This window comes from Methylobacterium oryzae (assembly GCF_021398735.1).
In the GTDB taxonomy this organism is placed as follows: domain Bacteria; phylum Pseudomonadota; class Alphaproteobacteria; order Rhizobiales; family Beijerinckiaceae; genus Methylobacterium.
Genome location: NZ_CP090349.1, coordinates 405,612 through 424,097, shown reverse-complemented (window position 1 = coordinate 424,097; position 18,486 = coordinate 405,612). Strand labels below are relative to the sequence as shown.

General features: G+C 71.9%; 15 protein-coding genes. 4 read left to right on the top strand and 11 right to left on the bottom strand.

Going from position 1 to position 18,486, the window contains the following annotated elements; translation table 11 throughout:
• Window positions 1-157: 157 nt before the first annotated feature.
• Window positions 158-1,045, top strand: a complete 888-nt coding sequence (locus tag LXM90_RS02030) for a YihY/virulence factor BrkB family protein (protein ID WP_020093999.1) — start codon at window positions 158-160, stop codon at window positions 1,043-1,045.
• A gap of 90 nt (window positions 1,046-1,135) precedes the next feature.
• Here LXM90_RS02030 and LXM90_RS02025 read toward each other — a convergent pair whose 3' ends face one another.
• Both LXM90_RS02025 and LXM90_RS02020 read right to left on the bottom strand, forming a co-directional pair.
• The gene (locus tag LXM90_RS02025) at window positions 1,136-2,911 is read right to left on the bottom strand and encodes a glucan ABC transporter ATP-binding protein/ permease (protein ID WP_234081617.1); all 1,776 of its coding nucleotides are present in this window, start codon (window positions 2,909-2,911) and stop codon (window positions 1,136-1,138) included.
• Between the two features lie 296 nt (window positions 2,912-3,207).
• Window positions 3,208-3,687: a CAP domain-containing protein gene (locus LXM90_RS02020; RefSeq protein WP_091926984.1), complete on the bottom strand. Its 480-nt coding sequence runs from the start codon at window positions 3,685-3,687 to the stop codon at window positions 3,208-3,210.
• 186 nt (window positions 3,688-3,873) lie between these two features.
• Between LXM90_RS02020 and LXM90_RS02015 the strand changes: the two genes are divergently transcribed.
• On the top strand, window positions 3,874-4,974 hold the full coding sequence (locus LXM90_RS02015) for a GGDEF domain-containing protein (protein WP_234081616.1): 1,101 nt from the start codon (window positions 3,874-3,876) through the stop codon (window positions 4,972-4,974).
• Here LXM90_RS02015 and LXM90_RS02010 read toward each other — a convergent pair.
• On the bottom strand, window positions 4,927-7,638 hold the full coding sequence (locus LXM90_RS02010; protein WP_020094003.1) for a DUF3772 domain-containing protein: 2,712 nt from the start codon (window positions 7,636-7,638) through the stop codon (window positions 4,927-4,929). The genes LXM90_RS02015 and LXM90_RS02010 overlap by 48 nt on opposite strands.
• A 521-nt stretch (window positions 7,639-8,159) precedes the next feature.
• Between LXM90_RS02010 and LXM90_RS02005 the strand changes: the two genes are divergently transcribed.
• Complete coding sequence (locus LXM90_RS02005) at window positions 8,160-8,708, top strand: HNH endonuclease (RefSeq protein ID WP_020094004.1); 549 nt, start codon at window positions 8,160-8,162, stop codon at window positions 8,706-8,708.
• Window positions 8,709-8,724: 16 nt separating this feature from the next.
• Here the strand turns inward: LXM90_RS02005 and LXM90_RS02000 are convergent, their stop codons facing one another.
• From LXM90_RS02000 to LXM90_RS01990, 3 genes are all read right to left on the bottom strand, one after another.
• Window positions 8,725-8,964 (bottom strand): hypothetical protein, encoded by a 240-nt coding sequence (locus LXM90_RS02000; RefSeq protein WP_026605058.1) that lies wholly within the window; start codon window positions 8,962-8,964, stop codon window positions 8,725-8,727.
• Between the two features lie 26 nt (window positions 8,965-8,990).
• The gene (locus LXM90_RS01995; protein ID WP_020094006.1) at window positions 8,991-9,890 is read right to left on the bottom strand and encodes an outer membrane protein; all 900 of its coding nucleotides are present in this window, start codon (window positions 9,888-9,890) and stop codon (window positions 8,991-8,993) included.
• 275 nt (window positions 9,891-10,165) lie between these two features.
• A complete protein-coding gene (locus LXM90_RS01990; RefSeq protein ID WP_020094007.1) occupies window positions 10,166-11,140 on the bottom strand; it encodes an outer membrane protein in 975 nt (324 codons plus the stop codon).
• A 236-nt stretch (window positions 11,141-11,376) separates the two neighbouring features.
• Between LXM90_RS01990 and LXM90_RS01985 the strand changes: the two genes are divergently transcribed.
• Window positions 11,377-11,718 (top strand): MmcQ/YjbR family DNA-binding protein, encoded by a 342-nt coding sequence (locus LXM90_RS01985; RefSeq protein ID WP_020094008.1) that lies wholly within the window; start codon window positions 11,377-11,379, stop codon window positions 11,716-11,718.
• A gap of 50 nt (window positions 11,719-11,768) precedes the next feature.
• Here LXM90_RS01985 and glmM read toward each other — a convergent pair whose 3' ends face one another.
• From glmM to ybgF, 5 genes are all read right to left on the bottom strand, one after another.
• Window positions 11,769-13,109, bottom strand: coding sequence for a phosphoglucosamine mutase (gene glmM / locus LXM90_RS01980; RefSeq protein WP_026605059.1), 1,341 nt, complete (start codon window positions 13,107-13,109; stop codon window positions 11,769-11,771).
• Between the two features lie 69 nt (window positions 13,110-13,178).
• Complete coding sequence (locus LXM90_RS01975; RefSeq protein WP_020094010.1) at window positions 13,179-13,991, bottom strand: sulfite exporter TauE/SafE family protein; 813 nt, start codon at window positions 13,989-13,991, stop codon at window positions 13,179-13,181.
• Between the two features lie 303 nt (window positions 13,992-14,294).
• Complete coding sequence (ftsH, locus tag LXM90_RS01970; RefSeq protein ID WP_012321255.1) at window positions 14,295-16,217, bottom strand: ATP-dependent zinc metalloprotease FtsH; 1,923 nt, start codon at window positions 16,215-16,217, stop codon at window positions 14,295-14,297.
• Window positions 16,218-16,265: 48 nt separating this feature from the next.
• Entirely contained in the window at window positions 16,266-17,303 is a 1,038-nt protein-coding gene (gene tilS / locus LXM90_RS01965) for a tRNA lysidine(34) synthetase TilS (protein ID WP_103985556.1), read from the bottom strand.
• Between the two features lie 107 nt (window positions 17,304-17,410).
• Entirely contained in the window at window positions 17,411-18,400 is a 990-nt protein-coding gene (ybgF, locus tag LXM90_RS01960; RefSeq protein WP_020094012.1) for a tol-pal system protein YbgF, read from the bottom strand.
• Window positions 18,401-18,486: the final 86 nt, after the last annotated feature.

Sequence of the window (18,486 nt, the reverse complement as noted above, 5' to 3'; positions counted from 1 at the left end):
CCGGCCGCCGATCGGGACCGGAGCGCGCCGGCGGCGTTGACGCGCGGGTGCCGGCGCCGTTCATCGGCGGACCTCTCCCGGAGAGGGCCGCCCCGAGGATCGCGCGATCGAGGATCGTTGGACACCCGTGAAACCCCTCCGCAGCGGATTACAGGTCATGGGCGTCGCCGCGCAGCGCTTCGTCTCCCATGACGGCTGGGCGATCGCGAGCCACATCGCCCTCTCCAGCCTGACCTCGCTGTTCCCGTTCCTGATCCTGCTGGCGGCGCTCGCCGGCCTGTTCGGCACCCAGTCGCTGGCCGACGAGGCCGGGGTGCTGATCTTCGACGCGTGGCCGCGGGAGATCGCCAAGCCGATCGTCGGCGAGGTGCACCGGGTGCTCACCGAGCAACGCAGCGGCGTGCTGACGCTCGGCGCGCTGTTCGCCCTGTACTTCTCCTCCTCGGGCGTCGAGAGCCTGCGGGTCGGGCTGAACCGGGCCTACGGCCTGCGCGAGAGCCGGCCCTGGTGGCTGACCCGCCTCGAATCGATCGGCTACGTGATCTGCGGCGCCTTCGCGATGCTGGCCTTCGCGCTGCTCGTGGTGCTGGGGCCGCTGATCTGGCGCAACGTCGTCCTGGTGGCGCCGGGCCTGGAGCCCCTGAGCCTCACGGTGGCGATCGGGCGGATCGGCGTCACGGCCCTGCTGCTCGCCGTCGTGCTGGTCATCGCCCACAAGTTCGTCGCGGCCGGGCGGCGCTCGATCCTGTCGGTGCTGCCGGGGATCGGGGTGACGCTGCTCCTGTGGTTCTTCGCCGGCCTCGGCTTCGGCTACTACCTCGACCGATTCTCCAACGCCTACGCGTCGACCTACGGGGGGCTGGCCACCGCGATGGTGTTCCTGGTCTTCCTCTACTGGCTCGCCGCCATGTTCCTGTTCGGCGGCGAGATCAACGGCACGGTGATCGCCGCCCGCCGCGCCCGCCTGCAGGCGAAGATGCTGGCGCGCCGGGCCGAGATGGAGGGCCGCAGGTCCGGGACGGGCGCCCCGGGACCGGGCGCCTGATCCCGGAGCGTCCCGGTCGCACCCCACCGTCTCCCGCGCGGGAGAGGGGTTCGCGCCCGGACCCGACGACGCGGTGCGCCCGGCGGCGCCTCACGCCGCCAGCGCCAGCCCCTCGTCTTCCTCCGCCTGGGCCGCCATGAACTGCGCCCGGGCGAGCTCGGCGAACCTGCCGTCCTGCGCGACCAGGTCGTCGAAGGTGCCGGCCTCGACGATCCGGCCCTCGTGGAACACCAGGATGCGGTCGGCGTCGCGGATCGTCGCGAGGCGGTGGGCGATGACGAAGGTGGTCCGCCCCTCCATCACGGTCTCCAGGGCGCCCTGGAGCTTGCGCTCGGTGGCGGCGTCCAGCGCCGAGGTCGCCTCGTCGAGGATCAGGATCGGCGGGTTCTTCAGGAGGGCCCGGGCGATCGACAGCCGCTGGCGCTCGCCGCCCGAGAGCGACCGGCCGCGCTCGCCGATCACCGTGTCGAGCCCGTCGGCCTGGCGCGCCATGAAGGCGCTGGCCTGGGCGCGCTCCAGCGCGTCGAGCATCTCGGCGTCGGTGGCGTCGGGGCAGCCGACCTGCAGGTTCTCGCGGATCGAGCGGGCGAACAGCATCGGCTCCTGGAACACCACGCCGATGTTGTGGCGCAGCGAGGCGAGGCCGACGTCGCGGATGTCCATCCCGTCGATGCGGATCGCGCCGGAGGCCGGGTCGAAGCTGCGGTGCAGGAGGCCGAGCGTCGTCGACTTGCCCGAGCCGGTGGTGCCGACCAGCGCGATCGTCTCGCCGGGCTTGGCGGTGAACGACACGCTGTCGAGCGCCGGGCGCCTTCCGTCGTACGAGAAGGCGACGTCCTCGAAGCTGACCGCGCCCTCGAAGCGGGCGACCTGCCGGGCGTGCGGCCGGTCGGCCACCGCCGGGACGGTGTCGTAGATCTCGAAGAACTCGGCGATCTTCGGCGCCTGCTGGAACAGGCCGTTGACGAAGCCGACCACGTGGTCGAGCCGGGCCACGAAGGCGGTGGCGAGGCTCATGAAGGCCACGACCTCGCCCACCGTGGTGGTGCCGGCCTGGTAGAGCCAGATGCCGGTGACGAAGATCGCCGTCATGGTGATGGTCGCGGAGGCGCGGGTCGCCACGTTGGCGAGCGCCCACCAGGACAGGACCGGGATCTGCGCGGCGAGCAGGTTGGTGATGATGCCGCGCATCGCCTCCTTCTCGGCCTTGGCGCGGGTGAAGGACTGGATCACCGCGACGTTGCCGAGGGCGTCCGAGGCGTGGGCGGCCAGCCCCGAGTTGAATTCCTCGACCTGGCCCTGGAGCGCCTCGGTCCGGCGCATCACGAAGGTGGTGAGCGCCGTGAAGGCCAGCACCAGCACCACCAGGATCGAGCCGAGCTGCCAGTTGATGAACAGGGTCATCGGCAGGAGCACGCCGAGCGAGACCAGGGCGACGAGGTGATCGCGGAAGAAGCCGAGCCACAGCCACGCCATGCCGTTCGTGCCCTCCAGCATCGCCTTCAGGACGCGGCCGGAATGGTTGGCCGAGTGGAAGGCGAGCGGCAGGTCGAGGACGTGCTCGAAGTAGCTCGCCATCGACGACAGGCGGTTGCGGTGGGCGAGCCGGTCGGCGTGGAGCGCGATGAACACGCCCGCCGCGATGGTGAAGAAGCCGAACGCCACCCAGGCGGCGAGCAGGGGCAGCATCGTGCCCATGGCGTCGCCGCCGCGCTTGAGATGGGTCAGCTGGTCGATGATCCGGCCCATCAGCAGGGGCTCGGCGAAGGCCGCGATCGCCAGGACCACGTTGGTGACGGCCAGGCCTATCGCCAGCCGCCGCTCCGCCTTCAGAAATCCCAGGACCCGCCCGTACAGACGAACCATCGTACCGCTCCGCCACCCCTGGCGCGGCCCGTGTGACCCGGGTCTCACGCCTTCACCGAGGAGGTCCGCGCGGCCGGCATGCGTGCCGGATCCGAGTCAAACCCCTCGTACGAAACGGGTATGCCAGCGCCTGCCTGAACGGGCGATGACGGGCCGATACAGGTTCGAAACAGTCGCCTTTACGGTTGCTTCAGCAAAGTTTCCCGAAGCTTAGCCCGGACCCGCCGCGTCCCGGACGACCGATTCGCCTCCCGCCGGCGAGGCCCCCTCCATGCCGGCCGACCGGCGGGGTGCCGCTACTTCGCGGTGAGGAGGGCCCAGTAGACCTTGTACTTCGAGCCCGGGGCGTAGGCGGTGGCGATCCCCATCCGGGTCGCCCCGGGCGCCAGCATGGTGGCGTCGTGGGGCGGGCTCTCGCGCCAGCCCGAGAAGGCCTCGGCCAGGGTGTGGTAGCCCGCCGAGAGGTTGGCGTTGACGCTCGCGTAGCCGAGCCGCTCGACGGCGGCCTTGACGGTCTGGGCCCGGCTCGGCCGGTCGGCGAGCGCCATGGCGGCCGCCTCGGCCTCGGCGAGGCGCTGCAGTTCGGGATCGACCGTCAGCGGCGGCGCGCCGCGGTTGCGGCGGTAGGACGAGATCATGTCGCGGGCCGCCTCGACGTCGATATGCGCGCTGTTGCTGGCGAGCGGCAGGTAGATGCTCGGCAGCCCGGCGCTGCTCGGCGGCTGGGCGGCGCAGCCGCCGAGAAGCGCCACCGCCAGCGCGGCCGGACCGACCATCCGGGCTCCGGTCCTGATCCGGGCGCGCCCGCGCCCCGCATGTCGACCGTCCCGATCGCGTCTCGTCACGTTTCACCCATCCCTGCGACGGCCCCACCGCCCAGCCGCCATATAGGGGCTGCCGCTCGGCCGCGCATCGGACGGTTAGGGCTTCCTCAAAGGCCCTCCGTCTAAAATTGCACACCGATGACGACCGCGCGTTCCCTGACCCCGGTGGATCCACCCCGCGACCGACCCGTCGGCGGGTGCGCGGACCCGTCGGCAGCGTCTGAGGCGGCGTCGGAGGCCGCGGCCGCGCGCGCCCTCCAGCGGACGATCCTTCGCCAGCAGGCCGGCCTGCTGGCGCGGCAGGAGCGTGCCCTGGCGGCCGCCGGGATGGGCCTCTGGTCCTGCCGCCTGCGCGACGGCGCCCTCGACTGGTCCGGGGGCGTCCACGACCTGTTCGGCGTCCCCCGGGGCGCGGCGCTGCACCGGCCCCGGATCCTGGACCTCTACGAGCCGACCTCGCGGCGCCTGCTGGAAGCGCTCCGGCACCGGGCGATCGCCGGGAGCGGCGCCTTCGTGCTCGACGCCGAGATCCAGGCCGGGAGCCGGCGGCGCTGGATCCGGATCCGCGCCGCGGTCGAGACCGAGGACGGGCGCCCCGCCCGCCTGTTCGGAACCAAGCAGGACGTCACCGAGGAGATCGCCCGGCTGGCCGAGCTGAGCCGGCGCGCCGAGTGCGACCCGCTCACCGGGCTGGCGAACCGCCGCGGCTTCGAGGCGCGATTCGAGGCGCGGTTCGAGGCCGGCACGGACGGCGCCGGTCCGGATCCCCTCGCCGCCCTGCTGCTGATCGACCTCGACGGGTTCAAGCCGGTCAACGACGTCCACGGCCACGCGGCCGGCGACCTGTGCCTCCGGCGCTCGGCCGCGCGGCTCGCCGCCGTCTGCCGGGACGCGGCCCTCGTGGCCCGCATCGGCGGCGACGAGTTCGCCGTGCTCCTGCGGGCGCCCGTCGACCCGCTCGCGCTGGTGGAGCGCGGCCGGCGCGTCGTCGCCGCCCTGAGCCGGCCGATCCCGTATCGCGGCCGGGAGTTGCGGATCGGCGCCTCCGTGGGGATCGCGGTGGCAGACGCCGCGGCGATGTCCGCCGGGCGCGGCGGCCGCGCCCGGCTGTTCGGCCGGGCGGACGCGGCGCTCTACGCCGCCAAGGACGCGGGCGGGAACGCCGTCCGGATCGCCCTCGGCGGCGGCCGGTCAGGCGCCGGCGCTGCGCAGGCCGCGGTCGCGCTGGGGCCGGACTGATTCGCCGCCCTCGGGGACCGGCGCCGGCTGGATGAAGCGGCTGGCGATCTCGCCCATCGCGCTCTGCATCGTGTCGAGGCCCTGCACGGTGACGATGCTGGAGCCGGGCCCGAGCGGCGGGATGAAACCCGCCTCCGAGAGGGTCGCGAACACCGAGAAGTTCAGGTCGGTCACCACCTTCTGGCCGAGGCTCACGTCCACGATCCAGACGAGCAGCTCGAATTCCAGGAACGGGTCGCCGATCTTCTTGAACACCACCCGGGGCGGGGGCTCCTTCAGGACGTCGGAATGACCCTGCGCGCAGGCCGTGATCATCTCGGCGGCGCGCACCGGGTCCTGGTTGCGCAGGACGCTGACCGTGATGCTGACGCGCCCGGTCCGATCGCCCCGCACCCGGTTCTTCACCACCCCGGAGATCAGGTTCGAGTTCGGCACGATCACGGCCGAGCGGTCGAAGGTCTGGATCTCGGTGGAGCGCACCGAGATCCGCTTCACGATGCCCTCGGAATCGCCGATCACCACCTGGTCGCCGACCCGGATCGGGCGCTCCCACAGGAGCAGCAGGCCGGAGACGAAGTTGTTGACGATCGACTGGAGGCCGAAACCGATACCGACCGACAGGGCGCCGGCCACGATGGTGAGCTTCTCCAGGCTCAGGCCGAGATACGAGAAGGCCAGCGCCAGCGCGATCAGGAAGCCGCAATAGCCCGCCACCGTGGTGATCGAGTTGCGCAGGCCCGCGTCGAGGTCGGTGGCCGGCAGGTAGGTGTTCTCCAGCCAGCGCTGCACCCCGCGGGTGATGAACACGCCGACCACCAGGATGCCGATCCCGAAGGCGATGCTGGAGAGCGAGATCGTGACATCGCCGACCTTGAAGCCGAAGAAGGCCTGCCGGACCGACGAGACGATGTCGGTGGAATCGAGCCCCCAGGGCGCCAGCACGAGGACCGCCGCCGCCAGGAACAGGATGAGCCGGGTCGCGCCGGTCGTCAGGACCGAGATCTGGTTGAGCGAGCGCTTGCGCAGGCCGGTATTGGCCTGGAGCGTGGTGGCGAGCCGCGTCTCGTCGCTGAGCGCGCGGCCGACGAAGATGTCGACGCTCTGGACCAGCAGGTAGAGCAGCACGAGGACCGCGGCGTCCCAGATCAGCTGGTCGATCAGGAAGGCCGCGAAGGCCACGTAGCCCACCAGCGCGCCGAGCCCGATCAGCGCCACCGCGGCCCAGCCCAGGAGCCGCGCCGGCCCGCCGATGCCCGTCGTGGTCTTGGTCGGCACGTAGGGGCCGAAGCAGGCCTCCTCCTCCTGCTCGGTGTCGGCGAACCGGTGGAGGCCGACCGCGAGGATCAGCGCGGTGGCGACCGCCCCGATGCCCCGCGTGGCGATGGAGATCGGCAGGGCCGCCGAGATCCCGGAATTCAGGGCCTCGACGGACTTCACCACGGTGATCACCGTGGCGATGCCGACGGCGAGCCGGGTCAGGCGCGTGGCCGCCGCGTCGCTCACCGGGGCGGGCCGCCACGCCGGCTTCTCGGGGCTGAGCAGCCCGTCGCAGAGGGCCTCCACGAAGGCGATGAAGGCCAGCCCTCCGAGGATCGCGGCGGCGACCGGCAGGAGCCGGGACGGCAGCAGGTTGGTGGAATCGAGGGCGTAGTAGACCGCGTAGGACCCGGCCACGGCCGGCACGGTGCCGAGCAGGATCACCCGCCAGGCGGCGAGCATCACGGCGCGCCGCGACGGGTCGGTCTTGGTGGCGTCCCGGCGGGCGCCCTTGGGGGCGATGTTGCGCCGGCCGAAATACAGCGCCACCGAGATCCCGAAGGCGAGCCCCAAGAACAGCAGGTTGGCGAGGTTGCCGTTGCGGGAAAACAGCAGCCCGATATCCGACACGGCGCTCTGCAGGGCGCGCGTGTCCCGGGGGACGTCGCCCATCACCTTGGTCCAGAGACCGGGGCCGACCAGCGGCTGGGAGCGCTGGAGCAGGTCGCGGGTGAACGATTCACGGCGGCGATTCGAGACGCGGTCGACGATCTGGTCACCCTGCACCACCAGGGAGCGGGCGAGGCGCTGGGTCTCGTCGATGCGGGTGACGGCGGCCTCGCGCTCGGCGCGCTCGGCGGCGACGTCGGCGCTCTCCTGGGTATCCTTGGGTTTCGGCCCGAGCTGAGCCAGGCGCTCGCGCGCGGCCTCCAGCGGCGCGTCGAGCCGGGTGACCAGGGTGCGGATCTCGTCGGTAACCGTCACGGCGCTGTCGCGGATGGCGGTGAGGTCGGCCACCGTCAGCTCCGTGTGGCCGAGCTGCTTCTCGCGGGCGTCGAGCTCGGTCTTGGCGGCGTCGAGCTTGGCTCGGACCTTCTTGAACTGCTCGGGAACCTCGGCCTTGGCGGCGGGCGCGGGCTTCGCGTCGGCGGGTTTCGCGTCGGGCGCCTTCGCGTCGGGCGCCTTGCCGTCCGCGGGCTTGGCGTCGGGCGCGGCCTTGGTGTCGGCGGACTTGTGATCAGCGGGCTTCTGATCGGAAGACTTGGCGGCGGGCGCCGGATCCTGGGCGAAGGCCGGCAGGGTCAGGGCCGCCGGGGTTGCGAACACCAGCGCGGCGAGCAGGGCGAGTGCGCGGGACGGGCGCGGCGCGCCCTCCGGCTTCCGGGTCCGCGCTGGGATACGATGCATGAGCAACCTCTCGTCGGGCGCGCGGCAGCCGGCCGGAGTCCGGCATCGGCGAATCGGCGGCGATCGGGGACCGGGCGGGCCTCCTGGCGGCCGGGCGCTCTGGGCGAGCAATAGGGCGAAACCGTGCCGCTGCCCACCCCGGGCCGGATCCCGCGCCGGGTCCCACCCCCGCGAGCCCGCTGTGGGTGCGTCCCCGGGGCTCATCCGGAAAAGCTTCACAAGGGTGTCACGCTGGGATTAGATGAACACCTGATGGACAGGGCCTTTTCGTTGCTACGCGAAAGGGCGCGGCCGGTGGCGATACCGGCCCGGCCCGGCCGCGTTCCGGATGCTACCGCATCGACCGGCGCCCCCGCGCGCCGGCCCGCCGCCCTGTTGTTCCCTCCGTCTCTCCCGTCAAGCCGTCGCTCCGCGCGCCGGCCCGTCCTGCATCGGCCCCGGGCCGGTTCGGACGGGCCGGCGGGGCGGCGGCATGGTCCCGCGCGTCCCACGCGCCAGAGCTAGTCCGAAGAGTCGCGCCGATGATGGATCTCCAAACCCTCGTCCTCAACGCGGATTATCGGCCGCTCTCGTACAATCCGCTCTCCCTCTGGTCGTGGAAGGACGCCTTCACGGCCCTGTTCCTCGACCGCGTCACCCTGGTGGCGAGCTACGACGTCGAGGCGCGCTCGCCCTCGCGCGCCCTGCGGGTGCCGAGCGTCGTGGCGCTGAAGAACTACGTGGCGTTGGCCCGCAGCCCGGCCTTCACCCGCTACAACATCTACCTGCGCGACGGTTTCAGCTGCCAGTATTGCGGCCTGCGGCTGCCCTCGGGCGGCCTGACCTTCGACCACGTGGTGCCGCGCTCCCGGGGCGGCCTGTCGAGCTGGGAGAACGTCGTGGCGGCCTGCTCGCCCTGCAACCTGCGCAAGGCCAACCGCACGCCGGACGAGGCGGACATGCCGCTGATGACCGAGCCCCGGCGGCCGACGCGCTACGAGCTGCACCACCGGCAGCCCGAGTTCGATCACCGCCAATACCATCACACCTGGCTCGACTACCTGTACTGGGACAGCGAGCTGGAGAGCTGAGGGCGGCGCGGAGGCCTCACCAGGCCGGCTCGCGGCGGGGCGGCTCGTTGTACATCGGGACGTTGTGGTTGCGCGGCAGGTAGCCCCGCACCAGCACGGGCGGGGGGACGGCGGGAACGGACGGCACCGGACTCCGGTATCGAACGCTGCGCGGCGGATGCGGGTCGCGCGGCCAATCCGCCGCGACGGCGGGGTCGAGGAGCGGGCCGGCACCGAGCAGCAGGACGGTGAGCCGGATGGTGCGTGCGTGCTGCATGAACAGGCTCCCGCCGAAGCGCGGCATCAGAACTTGACGGCCGCGCCGGCCCGGACGGTGTTCAGGTTGACCTTGTGCCCGTCGAAACTGCTGAACAGCACGTACTGATACTCGGCGCGCAGGAGGATGTTCGGCGTGATCGCGTACTCGACGCCCGCTCCCGCCGCCACGCCGGCGGTGACCTTGGTCCTCGACTGCGTCTGGATCGAGGTGAACGGGGTCCCGTTGTAGGGCGCGCTCTGGTTGAAGCTCGTGTAGCCGTAATTGTTCACGTAGGTCGGCGTCCCGGCCAGAGTCGCGTTGTAGGCCGTCAGATTGAAGCCATAGTTCTGATAGCTCGTCGTATCGGCGACGCGCGCCCGACCGATGGCGATGCCGCCAGTGACATAGGGCAGGAAATTGCCCAGGGCGTAGCCGACCCGCGCGCGCAGCGTGCCGTAATCGTTGACCCGCGTCGCCGTGGATCCACTCAGGCTCACGGTATCGTAGCTGCCGGCGGCCGACATTTGGGTCCGCGCAAGACCATCGCTCGACACGCCCATCCGGCCGAAATTCGTGTAGTCCCCCTCGATGCCGAAGACGAACTCGTCGAACTGAACGTTGTAGCCCGCGAAGGCGCCGAAACTCGTGTCGCCGACTCGCCGCGATGGCGGGCTAAGGAGCGTCGAGGCGTGGAAGTCGGACTCACCCGTCGTGTTGTGCGAGTCCCGGTAGATCAGCGGTTGGAACGCGCCCTTGCTCCCCATGAGCGCGGAGGTGTAGCCGCCGTGGCCGCCGACATACACGCCGCTCCAGTCGACCACCGGGGCCGGGACCGGGTCGTAATCCGCGCCGCGCAGGTAATCGTAATCCAGATCCGCGGCGCGCGCGGTGTTCACGCCGCAGAGACCGAGAACCGCCAGCAGCGGGAAAGTGACGGTACGCATCGGGATCGTCCTGGGACGGAAAAGACGGACGGCGGATCGAGCCTCGACACGGTGATACGCCGGTAACCTTAATTCTCCGTTGCTCGACTGCGATAGGTCAGTCCCGATCCGGGGATGCCAGTCCTGGGACGTCGTGGCGGTTATTGGGTCGGCCAAGGACGGGCTGAGGACAGGCCGAGAACCGAGCCTGTCGCGACGGGGCGCCGAAACGCGAGACGGCGCGGAGACCCTCCGCGCCGTCGTCGTCCGTCAGGGGAATCGCGGTCGAGGCGCGATCAGTACTTGCGCACCAGCGGGCCGGGGATCGGCTCAGGCATCAGCGGCGGCAGCGGGGCCGCCACGAAGCCACCGAGGTAGTAGCGCAGGCCGATCTTCACGTCGTGCGCCTCGATGTCCTTGATCTTGATCGCCTGTAGGCTGCCGGTGCAGCACGGGACGAAGCCCGGGCCGGTCTCGGCCTTGCCGAGGTTCAGGTAGCGGTAGGCCACTTCGATCTTCAGCGCGTCGGTCACGTTGTAGGCGAGACCGGCGTGGAGCGCCCAGGCGAGGCTGCCGGTGGTCTTGTCCTTGTAGAACTTGCTGCCGCTGTTGGTGTTGTAGACCGGATTGCCGTTCGGGTCGTAGACCGGGGCGTACGGGATGCAGCCGCAGCCGGCATTGGTGTAATCGTACGCGTAGGTCGGGCTGGTGAACTGCTGGTTGGTCGAGTAGCTCGAGACGTGGTTGAACGCGTAGCCGACGCCGCCGCCGATGAACGGCGTGATGCCGTACCACGTGCCGAGGTCGAAATAGGCGTTGGCCAGCACCACCGCGGAGTCGAAGTTGCCGCTCGACTTGTTCACGCCGTACGAGCCGAGCCCGTTGTCGAAATCCGGACCCTTGTAGTACTCGCTGCCGCGCAGGCCGGTGGAGTAGCGGTACTCACCGGTGATGTCGCCGCGCAGGAACGGGGTGAACTGGTAGCCGACGCCGACGCCCGCGAAACCGCCGCCGCCGACCGCGTTGCCGAAGGCGCGGTTGGACTCGGCGTAGCCGGTGTAGTCGTAGGCGTCGCTGTAGCGCGGACGGGTGTAGATGCTCGCGCCCACGTCGCCGCGCAGGTACCAGCCGCCGCCGACCTCGATCGGCGGGGGCGGCGGGGGCGGGGGCGGCGGGAGCATCAGATCCGCGGCCGCGGCGAGGCAGGGCGCACCGACGCTCGCCGCGAGCGTCAGGCTACGCACCAAAGCGTTCAGCTTGGAGCGGGCCATGAGGATTCCTTCACTGGACTCGTGAGCCGGACGCGCGGCGCGCGGTCCCGGGGTACGAGGGCAGGATGGAAGGAACGTCTTAAATCCGGCTTAACGTTAAATGTTAGGCTTGCGCATCCGTTGCCGAACTGTCGAAACGGATATCCGGGCGAGACTTGCTTGTTTCGGCTGCGCTGCGCCGCCGGGGTCAGCGCAGTTCTTCTGTGGGGGCCGGACGGCGCGGGGGCTGAGGCCGCATGGGACCCGACGACGTGCGCATCCTGGCGCTGATGCTGCCCGAGGCGGTAGCGGGCGCCCACAGCGGCAACCCGGATTTCCGGGTCGGCGGCCGGGTCTTCGCGACCCTCTGGGTCGAGGAGGCGCGGGTCGTGCTGCGCCTCGCGCCCGCGGATCAGGCCGCCCTCTGCGAGGCCGAGCCGGACCTGTTCGCGCCGCTCGACGGCGCCTGGGGGCGGCGGGGCTGGACCAATCTCGACCTCGACCCGTGCGCGGAGGAGGTTCTGCGGGCGGCGCTGCTGGCGGCGTGGCGGATGACCGCACCCGCGGAGCTGCGCGCCGCCTACGCCGATCTGGGCTGACTCGGGCTGCCCCCTTCGGAGTCGAGCCGCGCCCCTCCGGGGCTCCGGCCTCAGGCCGCCGCGCGGGTGACGGCGTCGACCACCTCGTCGACCACCGCGTTGACGAGGCCGCGGTCGTCGCCCTCGGCCATGACGCGGATCACCGGCTCGGTGCCCGAGGGGCGGATCACGAGGCGGCCGGCATTGCCGAGCCGCTCGCGGGCGTGCTCGATGGCGCTGACCACGCTGTCCTCGCGCAGGGGCTCGCCGCTCCGGTAGCGGACGTTCTTCAGGATCTGCGGCAGCGGGTCGAAGCAGTGGCAGACCTCGCTCACGGGCCGGTTCTGCCGCTGCACCACGCTCAGCAGCTGCAGGGCGGCCACGAGGCCGTCGCCGGTGGTCGTGTAGTCCGACATGATGATGTGGCCGGACTGCTCGCCGCCGAGGTTGTAGCCGTGCGCCCGCATGTGCTCGAGGACGTAGCGGTCCCCCACCGCCGTGCGGGCCAGGGTCAGGCCGAGGCCGCCGAGGAACCGCTCCAGGCCGAGATTCGACATGATCGTCGCGACCACGCCCGGCTGCGTCAGGCGCTCGTCCTCCTTCCAGGAGCGCGCCACGACGGCCATGAGCTGGTCACCGTCGACCACCTGGCCCTTCTCGTCCACGATCAGCACCCGGTCGGCGTCGCCGTCCAGCGCGATGCCGATATCGGCCCGGCGCTCGCGCACCATGTCGATCAGGGCCGCGGGCGCGGTCGAGCCGACATCCCGGTTGATGTTGAACCCGTCCGGCTCGGTGCCGATGGCGATCACCTCGGCGCCGAGCTCCCACAGGGTCTCGGGGGCGACCCGGTAGGCCGCGCCGTTGGCGCAGTCGACCACGACCCGCAGCCCGTCCAGCGTCACCTGCCGCGGGAGGGTGCGCTTGGCGAACTCGATGTAGCGGGCGTGCACGCTCTCGATGCGCTTGGCCCGGCCGAGGTCGTTCGAGCCGGAGAGGCGCTTGTGCATGTCGGCGTCGATCAGCCCCTCGATCTCGTGCTCGATCGCGTCGTTGAGCTTGAAGCCGTCGGGCCCGAACAGCTTGATGCCGTTGTCCTCGAACGGGTTGTGCGAGGCCGAGATCATCACGCCGAGATCGGCCCGCATCGAGCGGGTCAGCATCGCCACGGCCGGCGTCGGCACCGGCCCGAGCAGGAGCACGTCCATGCCCACCGAGGTGAAGCCGGCGACGAGCGCGGTCTCGATCATGTAGCCCGAGAGGCGGGTGTCCTTGCCGATCACCACCCGGTGGCGGTGGTCGCCGCGCTGGAACACGAGGCCGGCGGCCTGACCGACCTTGAGGGCGAGCTCCGGCGTGATCACGCCGTTGGCCCGACCCCGGATGCCGTCGGTTCCGAAATACTTGCGCACCATCACGTCTCCGGCGCCCGGTCTCGCGGACCCGGCACAGCTTAGCAGATTATCGCGCCCGCCGGCGGCTCACCGGCCGGCAGAGTCAACGGGGTGCTCCCCGACAAAGGCGGTCGAAATGGGGCGCCCGGCGCGCTGCAGGAGCCGCGGCGCCGAGGCCGAAACCAGCGCGAGGCCCGAGACGGTCAGCAAGCCGAGCACGAGCCGGCGGAAGGCGACCTCGCTGAGGCCGAGATAGATCCGGGTGCCGAGCAGCGTCGGGACCAGCATCGCCGGCAGGACCACCGCCAGGATCGGCAGCGTCGCCCGGGTGACGAGCCCCGCGGCGAGGTAGGTCGCCAGGGTGACGCTGAGCATCGCGAGGTTGAAGTTCTGGATCACCGAGCGCTGCACGTCGCGCTCGTAGCGGCGCAGGGTGCACCAGAGGGTCGGCAGCATGCCCGTGAAGCCGCCGAGCCCGCCCATCATCCCGCCGCCGAGGCCCACCGCGGCGTCGGCGAGCCGGCCGCCGGCCGCGATCCGCGGTAGGTTCCGGGCGAACAGCATGGCCGGGCACCAGACCATCAGCAGGAGGCCGAGGAGCGTCTTGAACCAGTCGGCGTCGAGCCGCGGCAGCAGGAGGACGCCGAGGGGGATGCCGGCGAGGCCGCCGAGGACGAAGGGCGCGAGGCGCCTAGTCTCGAACCCGCGCCGGACCGAGACCGCCGCGATGACCTGGCCCGTGAAGGCGCCGGAGACGGCCAGCACGGCGGCGAGCTGCGGGTCGATCACCCAGGCCCAGAACGACAGGGCCGTGAGGCCGAAGCCGAAGCCCGACAGGCCCTGGACGAAGCCGGCGACGACGGCGCCGAGGGCGACGACGAGATAGGTCGAGACCGGCATCGGGGGTTTCGCGGCGGCCTGTGGAAGGGACCTGTGTTTCCGATTCGGCGGAGTCCGCGGAGCCTCCGGCCAAGCTGACGCGCGCGATCCGCCGACAGGAGGGCCGGTTTGTCACGGGAGACGCGGCGACGATCACGCGTCGCCGGCGAACGCCGCCGCTGATGAGGGAGCGCGACGCGGCCCCACGCGCGGTCCTGACAGCGTCCTGAAAGCGCACCGAATCCGCACGCGCGTCGAAGGAGGCCGCACGGAACGAAAAAGGGCGCCTCGCGGCGCCCCCTTCGCTCGTCCGATTCCGCGACCTCAGGCCTGCGGCTGCGGCTCCAGGCCGCCGTCGCTCTCCTTCGGCCGGCCGCGGCCCGCCGAGGGGACCGAGGAGCCCCGGGCCGGGGTCGGCGGCACGTCGCCGCCGTCGCGGATCGGGGGCTGGCCCTTGAGCAGGTTGCGGATCTCCTCGCCCGAGAGGGTCTCGTACTCGAGGAGCCCCTGGGCCAGGGCCTCCAGGTCGTCCTTGTGCTCGGCCAGGATGCGGCGCGCCTCCTCCAGGCCGGTCTCCACGAGGCGGCGGACCTCGGCGTCGATCTTCTGGGCGGTCGACTCGGAGACCGATTGCTGCCGGCCCATCGACATGCCGAGGAAGACCTCGTCGTTGTTGTCGCCGTACGCGACGGTGCCGAGCTCGGGGCTGAAGCCCCAGCGGGTCACCATCATCTTGGCGAGCCGCGTCGCCTGCTCGATGTCCGACTGCGCGCCCGAGGTCACCTTCTCGCGCCCGAAGATCATCTCCTCAGCGATGCGGCCGCCCATCATGATCGCCAGCCGCGAGGTCATCTGCTCGAAGCTCATGGAGAGCTTGTCGCGCTCGGGCAGCTGCATGACCATGCCCAGCGCCCGACCGCGCGGGATGATGGTCGCCTTGTGCACCGGGTCGGTGGCCGGGACGTTCAGCGCCACGATGGCGTGGCCGCCCTCGTGGTAGGCGGTGAGCCGCTTCTCGTCCTCGGTCATCACGAGGGTGCGCCGCTCGGCGCCCATCATGACCTTGTCCTTGGCGTCCTCGAACTCGTGCATCGTCACGATGCGTTTTCCGCGTCGAGCGGCGAGGAGCGCCGATTCGTTGACGAGGTTCATCAAGTCGGCGCCCGAGAAGCCCGGGGTGCCGCGCGCGATGGTCTTGAGGTCGACGTCGGGGGCCAGCGGCACCTTGCGGACGTGGACACGCAGGATGCGCTCGCGGCCGGTGACGTCCGGGTTCGGCACCATGATCTGGCGGTCGAAGCGGCCGGGACGCAGCAGCGCCGGGTCGAGCACGTCGGGGCGGTTGGTCGCCGCGATGATGATGACGCCCTCATTGGCCTCGAACCCGTCCATCTCCACGAGGAGCTGGTTGAGGGTCTGCTCGCGCTCGTCGTTGCCGCCGCCGAGGCCGGCGCCGCGGTGGCGGCCGACCGCGTCGATCTCGTCGATGAAGATGATGCAGGGCGCGTTCTTCTTGGCCTGCTCGAACATGTCGCGCACGCGGCTGGCGCCGACGCCCACGAACATCTCGACGAAGTCGGAACCCGAGATGGTGAAGAACGGCACGTTGGCCTCGCCCGCGACCGCCCGGGCGATCAGGGTCTTACCGGTGCCGGGCGGGCCGACGAGCAGCACGCCGCGCGGGATCCGGCCGCCGAGCCGCTGGAACTTCTGCGGGTCGCGCAGGAACTCGACGATCTCCTGGAGATCCTCCTTGGCCTCCTCGACGCCGGCGACGTCGTCGAACGACACCCGGCCGTGGGCCTCGTTCAGGAGCTTGGCCTTCGACTTGCCGAAGCCCATGGCGCGGCCGGCGCCGGACTGCATCTGGCGCGAGAGGAAGATCCAGGCGCCGATGAAGACGAGGATCGGCAGCCAGCTCACGAGGAGCTGGATGAACCAGGGGGTGTTGTCGGACGGCGGGCGGGCGGTGATCTGCACGCCCTTGCCCTGGAGCTTGGAGACCAGGCTCGGGTCGTTGGGCGCGTAGCTCGTGAAGTTGCCGCCGCCCACGTAGGTGCCGGACACGTCCTGCCCGGAGATCACCACCGACTGGATCTTGCCGGCATCGGCGTCGTTCAGGAGCTGGCTGTAGGCGATCTCGCTGCCGCCGCCCCGGTGACCCGGGTTCTGGAACAGGGTGACGAGGGCCAGCACCAGCAGGAAGATGACGACCCACAAGGCAAAGTTGCGAAAATTCGGGTTCATCGATCAATCCCTGGCGCGTGCGACCCCCAGGACGGACCCGCCACGCGGCTATTCCGGTCCATCCGTGCACACTCCGCCAATGTAGGCGGGGGGCTCTCCCTTGCCAAGTAAGTCGGGAGACCCTGCGGCGAGGGCAGCACCTGCGGGTCCGTGCCGGCGTGGCGGCGCCGGGGCGAGGCTCACGCCCCCGCCCGCGTCGGCGGCGACGAGGATCCCCGCGAGGGTGCGGCGGACCGGCTCCCGGCGGCGCAGGGCCGGCAGGAGCGATTCGAGGACGAGGGCCTCGAGGCGCTCGAGGCGGCGCGGCGCCGCGCCGGCCCGGGCCAGGGCGAGATCCAGGCAGCGCAGGGCCACGGCGTCCGGCAGGGCCGCCAGGGCGCGCCCGTCGAGGCGCAGGCCCGCGCCCGTCTCCGACCCGGGCCGGAGCGCCCCGTCGAGGGCCTGCTCGGCCGCGCCCCGGAGCGCGGCCTCGTCGCGGGCGGCGCGCTCGGCGAGCCGGGCGAGGCGCGCCCGGGTCAGGCCCTCGCGCTCCAGGGCCGGCCAGGCCGTGCGCAGGCGGCCGCGGGCGAAGCGCGGGTCGCCGTTGGCGGGATCGCGCAGATACCCGATGCCGCGCGCCGCGCACCACGCCTCCAGGCTCGCCTTCGGCAGGTGCAGGAACGGGCGCCCGAGGGTGAGGCCGGGACCGAGGTCCCGCTCGGCGCGCATGCCGGCGAGCCCCGCGGGGCCGCTGCCGGCCGCGAGCCGGATCAGCACCGTCTCGGCCTGGTCATCCCGCGTGTGGCCCGTCAGCACGAGCCCGGCGCCGACCGCCCCGGCATGGGCGGCGAGGAGTGCGTAGCGGGCGGTGCGGGCCGCGTCCTGCAGGCCGGTGCCGGGCTTCGCGCCCGTCCAGGTCAGGGTCGCGTGGGGCAGGTCCAGCGCCCGGGCGGCGCGGCCGACGCCCTCGGCCTCCGCGCCGGATTCCGGCCGCAGGCCGTGATCGACGGTCGCCACGCGCAGGGACGCGCCGGTCGCGTCGCGCAGGCACGCGGCGGCGTGCATCAGGGCGCTCGAATCGGGACCGCCCGAGACGGCGAGGAGCACGCCCCGCCCGCCGCGCGCGGCCCGGTCGAGCCAGGGGCGGAGGGCGCCGAGGACCGGGTTGCCCGAGTCGCCCGAGTCGCCCGAGTCGCTCAGAGCGCCCGAGACGCTCAGGCGCCGCAGCGGGCGCGCTTCTGCTCGCGGGCGACGCCCTGGCGGACGCCGGTGCCGGCATTCGGGAACTTCCGGTCCAGCTCGGCCAGGGTCGCGCAGGCCTGCTCGCGGGCGCCGAGCGCGTTGAGCGTGACGCCGAGCTTCAGCATGGCGTCGGGGGCCTGGGCGGAGCGGGCGTAGTCGGTCGAGACCTTCAGGAACTGCTCGGCGGCCTCGCGGTTGCGGCCGCGGGCGAGGTAGCTCTCGCCGAGCCAGTAGGTCGCGCCGGCGACGCGGTTGTCGCGCGGGTGCGACTGGATGAACTGGCGCAGGCCCATCTCGGCCTGCTCGTACTGCTTGGCACGGTACAGCTCGACCGCGGCGTCGAAATCGGCGGCCGGATCTCCGGTCCGGGTCGCCGCCACGCTCTCGGAGGGCCGCGCCGGGATCGCCCCGGTCCGGGCCGGCGGCCGCAGGTCCACGGGCTCGTCGTAACCGGAGGTCCCGGCCTCCGAGTCGTCCTCGCCGGACTCGTTGAGCGCGCCCTGGGGCAGGCGCTGCGGCCGGGGCGCCGCCTCGGCGGCCTCCTCAGCCTCGCGGGGCGGCAGCGGCGCGGAGGGCTGCGTGCTGCCGAGCTGCATCGGGGCGCCCGGGGCGCCGGGGGCCTGCGACGGGTCAAAGGCGTCGCCGCGCTTCCCGGGGCGGCCGGCGCCCGGATTGCCGCCGTTGACGGGCCCCGACGGCGCGGGCGCGGCCGAGGGTTTGCCGCCCTTGCCCTCGTTCAGGCGGTACTCGACGTCCTCCTGGAACTTGCGCAGCTGCTCCTTGAGCTGGCGGTTCTCGTACTGGAGGGTCTCGATCTGCCCGGCCATCATCCGGGACTGGTTCTCGATGCGGCCGAGGCGCACCACCAGTTCCGAAGCGTCCTGCGCGGCGGCCGGGTGGGCGAGGAGCACGGCACCGACGGCGGTGGCGAGGGCGAGGCGGGTGCGAAGGCGGGCGGGCATGGTACGGCTGCGGTCCGGTGTCGGCGCGAGGCCCTATCAGATGCGCCGCACCGCGGCAAAACTGCGGCGCGGGTCGAAGGAGTGAT

Bases quoted from the DNA above. Each gene is read 5' to 3' on its own strand.
- LXM90_RS02030 (WP_020093999.1), top strand. From the start codon at position 158: ATGGGCGTCGCCGCGCAGCGCTTCGTCTCCCATGACGGCTGGGCGATC.
- LXM90_RS02025 (WP_234081617.1), bottom strand. From the start codon at position 2,911: ATGGTTCGTCTGTACGGGCGGGTCCTGGGATTTCTGAAGGCGGAGCGG.
- LXM90_RS02020 (WP_091926984.1), bottom strand. From the start codon at position 3,687: ATGGTCGGTCCGGCCGCGCTGGCGGTGGCGCTTCTCGGCGGCTGCGCC.
- LXM90_RS02015 (WP_234081616.1), top strand. From the start codon at position 3,874: ATGACGACCGCGCGTTCCCTGACCCCGGTGGATCCACCCCGCGACCGA.
- LXM90_RS02010 (WP_020094003.1), bottom strand. From the start codon at position 7,638: ATGCATCGTATCCCAGCGCGGACCCGGAAGCCGGAGGGCGCGCCGCGC.
- LXM90_RS02005 (WP_020094004.1), top strand. From the start codon at position 8,160: ATGATGGATCTCCAAACCCTCGTCCTCAACGCGGATTATCGGCCGCTC.
- LXM90_RS02000 (WP_026605058.1), bottom strand. From the start codon at position 8,964: ATGCAGCACGCACGCACCATCCGGCTCACCGTCCTGCTGCTCGGTGCC.
- LXM90_RS01995 (WP_020094006.1), bottom strand. From the start codon at position 9,890: ATGCGTACCGTCACTTTCCCGCTGCTGGCGGTTCTCGGTCTCTGCGGC.
- LXM90_RS01990 (WP_020094007.1), bottom strand. From the start codon at position 11,140: ATGGCCCGCTCCAAGCTGAACGCTTTGGTGCGTAGCCTGACGCTCGCG.
- LXM90_RS01985 (WP_020094008.1), top strand. From the start codon at position 11,377: ATGGGACCCGACGACGTGCGCATCCTGGCGCTGATGCTGCCCGAGGCG.
- LXM90_RS01975 (WP_020094010.1), bottom strand. From the start codon at position 13,991: ATGCCGGTCTCGACCTATCTCGTCGTCGCCCTCGGCGCCGTCGTCGCC.
- ftsH (WP_012321255.1), bottom strand. From the start codon at position 16,217: ATGAACCCGAATTTTCGCAACTTTGCCTTGTGGGTCGTCATCTTCCTG.
- ybgF (WP_020094012.1), bottom strand. From the start codon at position 18,400: ATGCCCGCCCGCCTTCGCACCCGCCTCGCCCTCGCCACCGCCGTCGGT.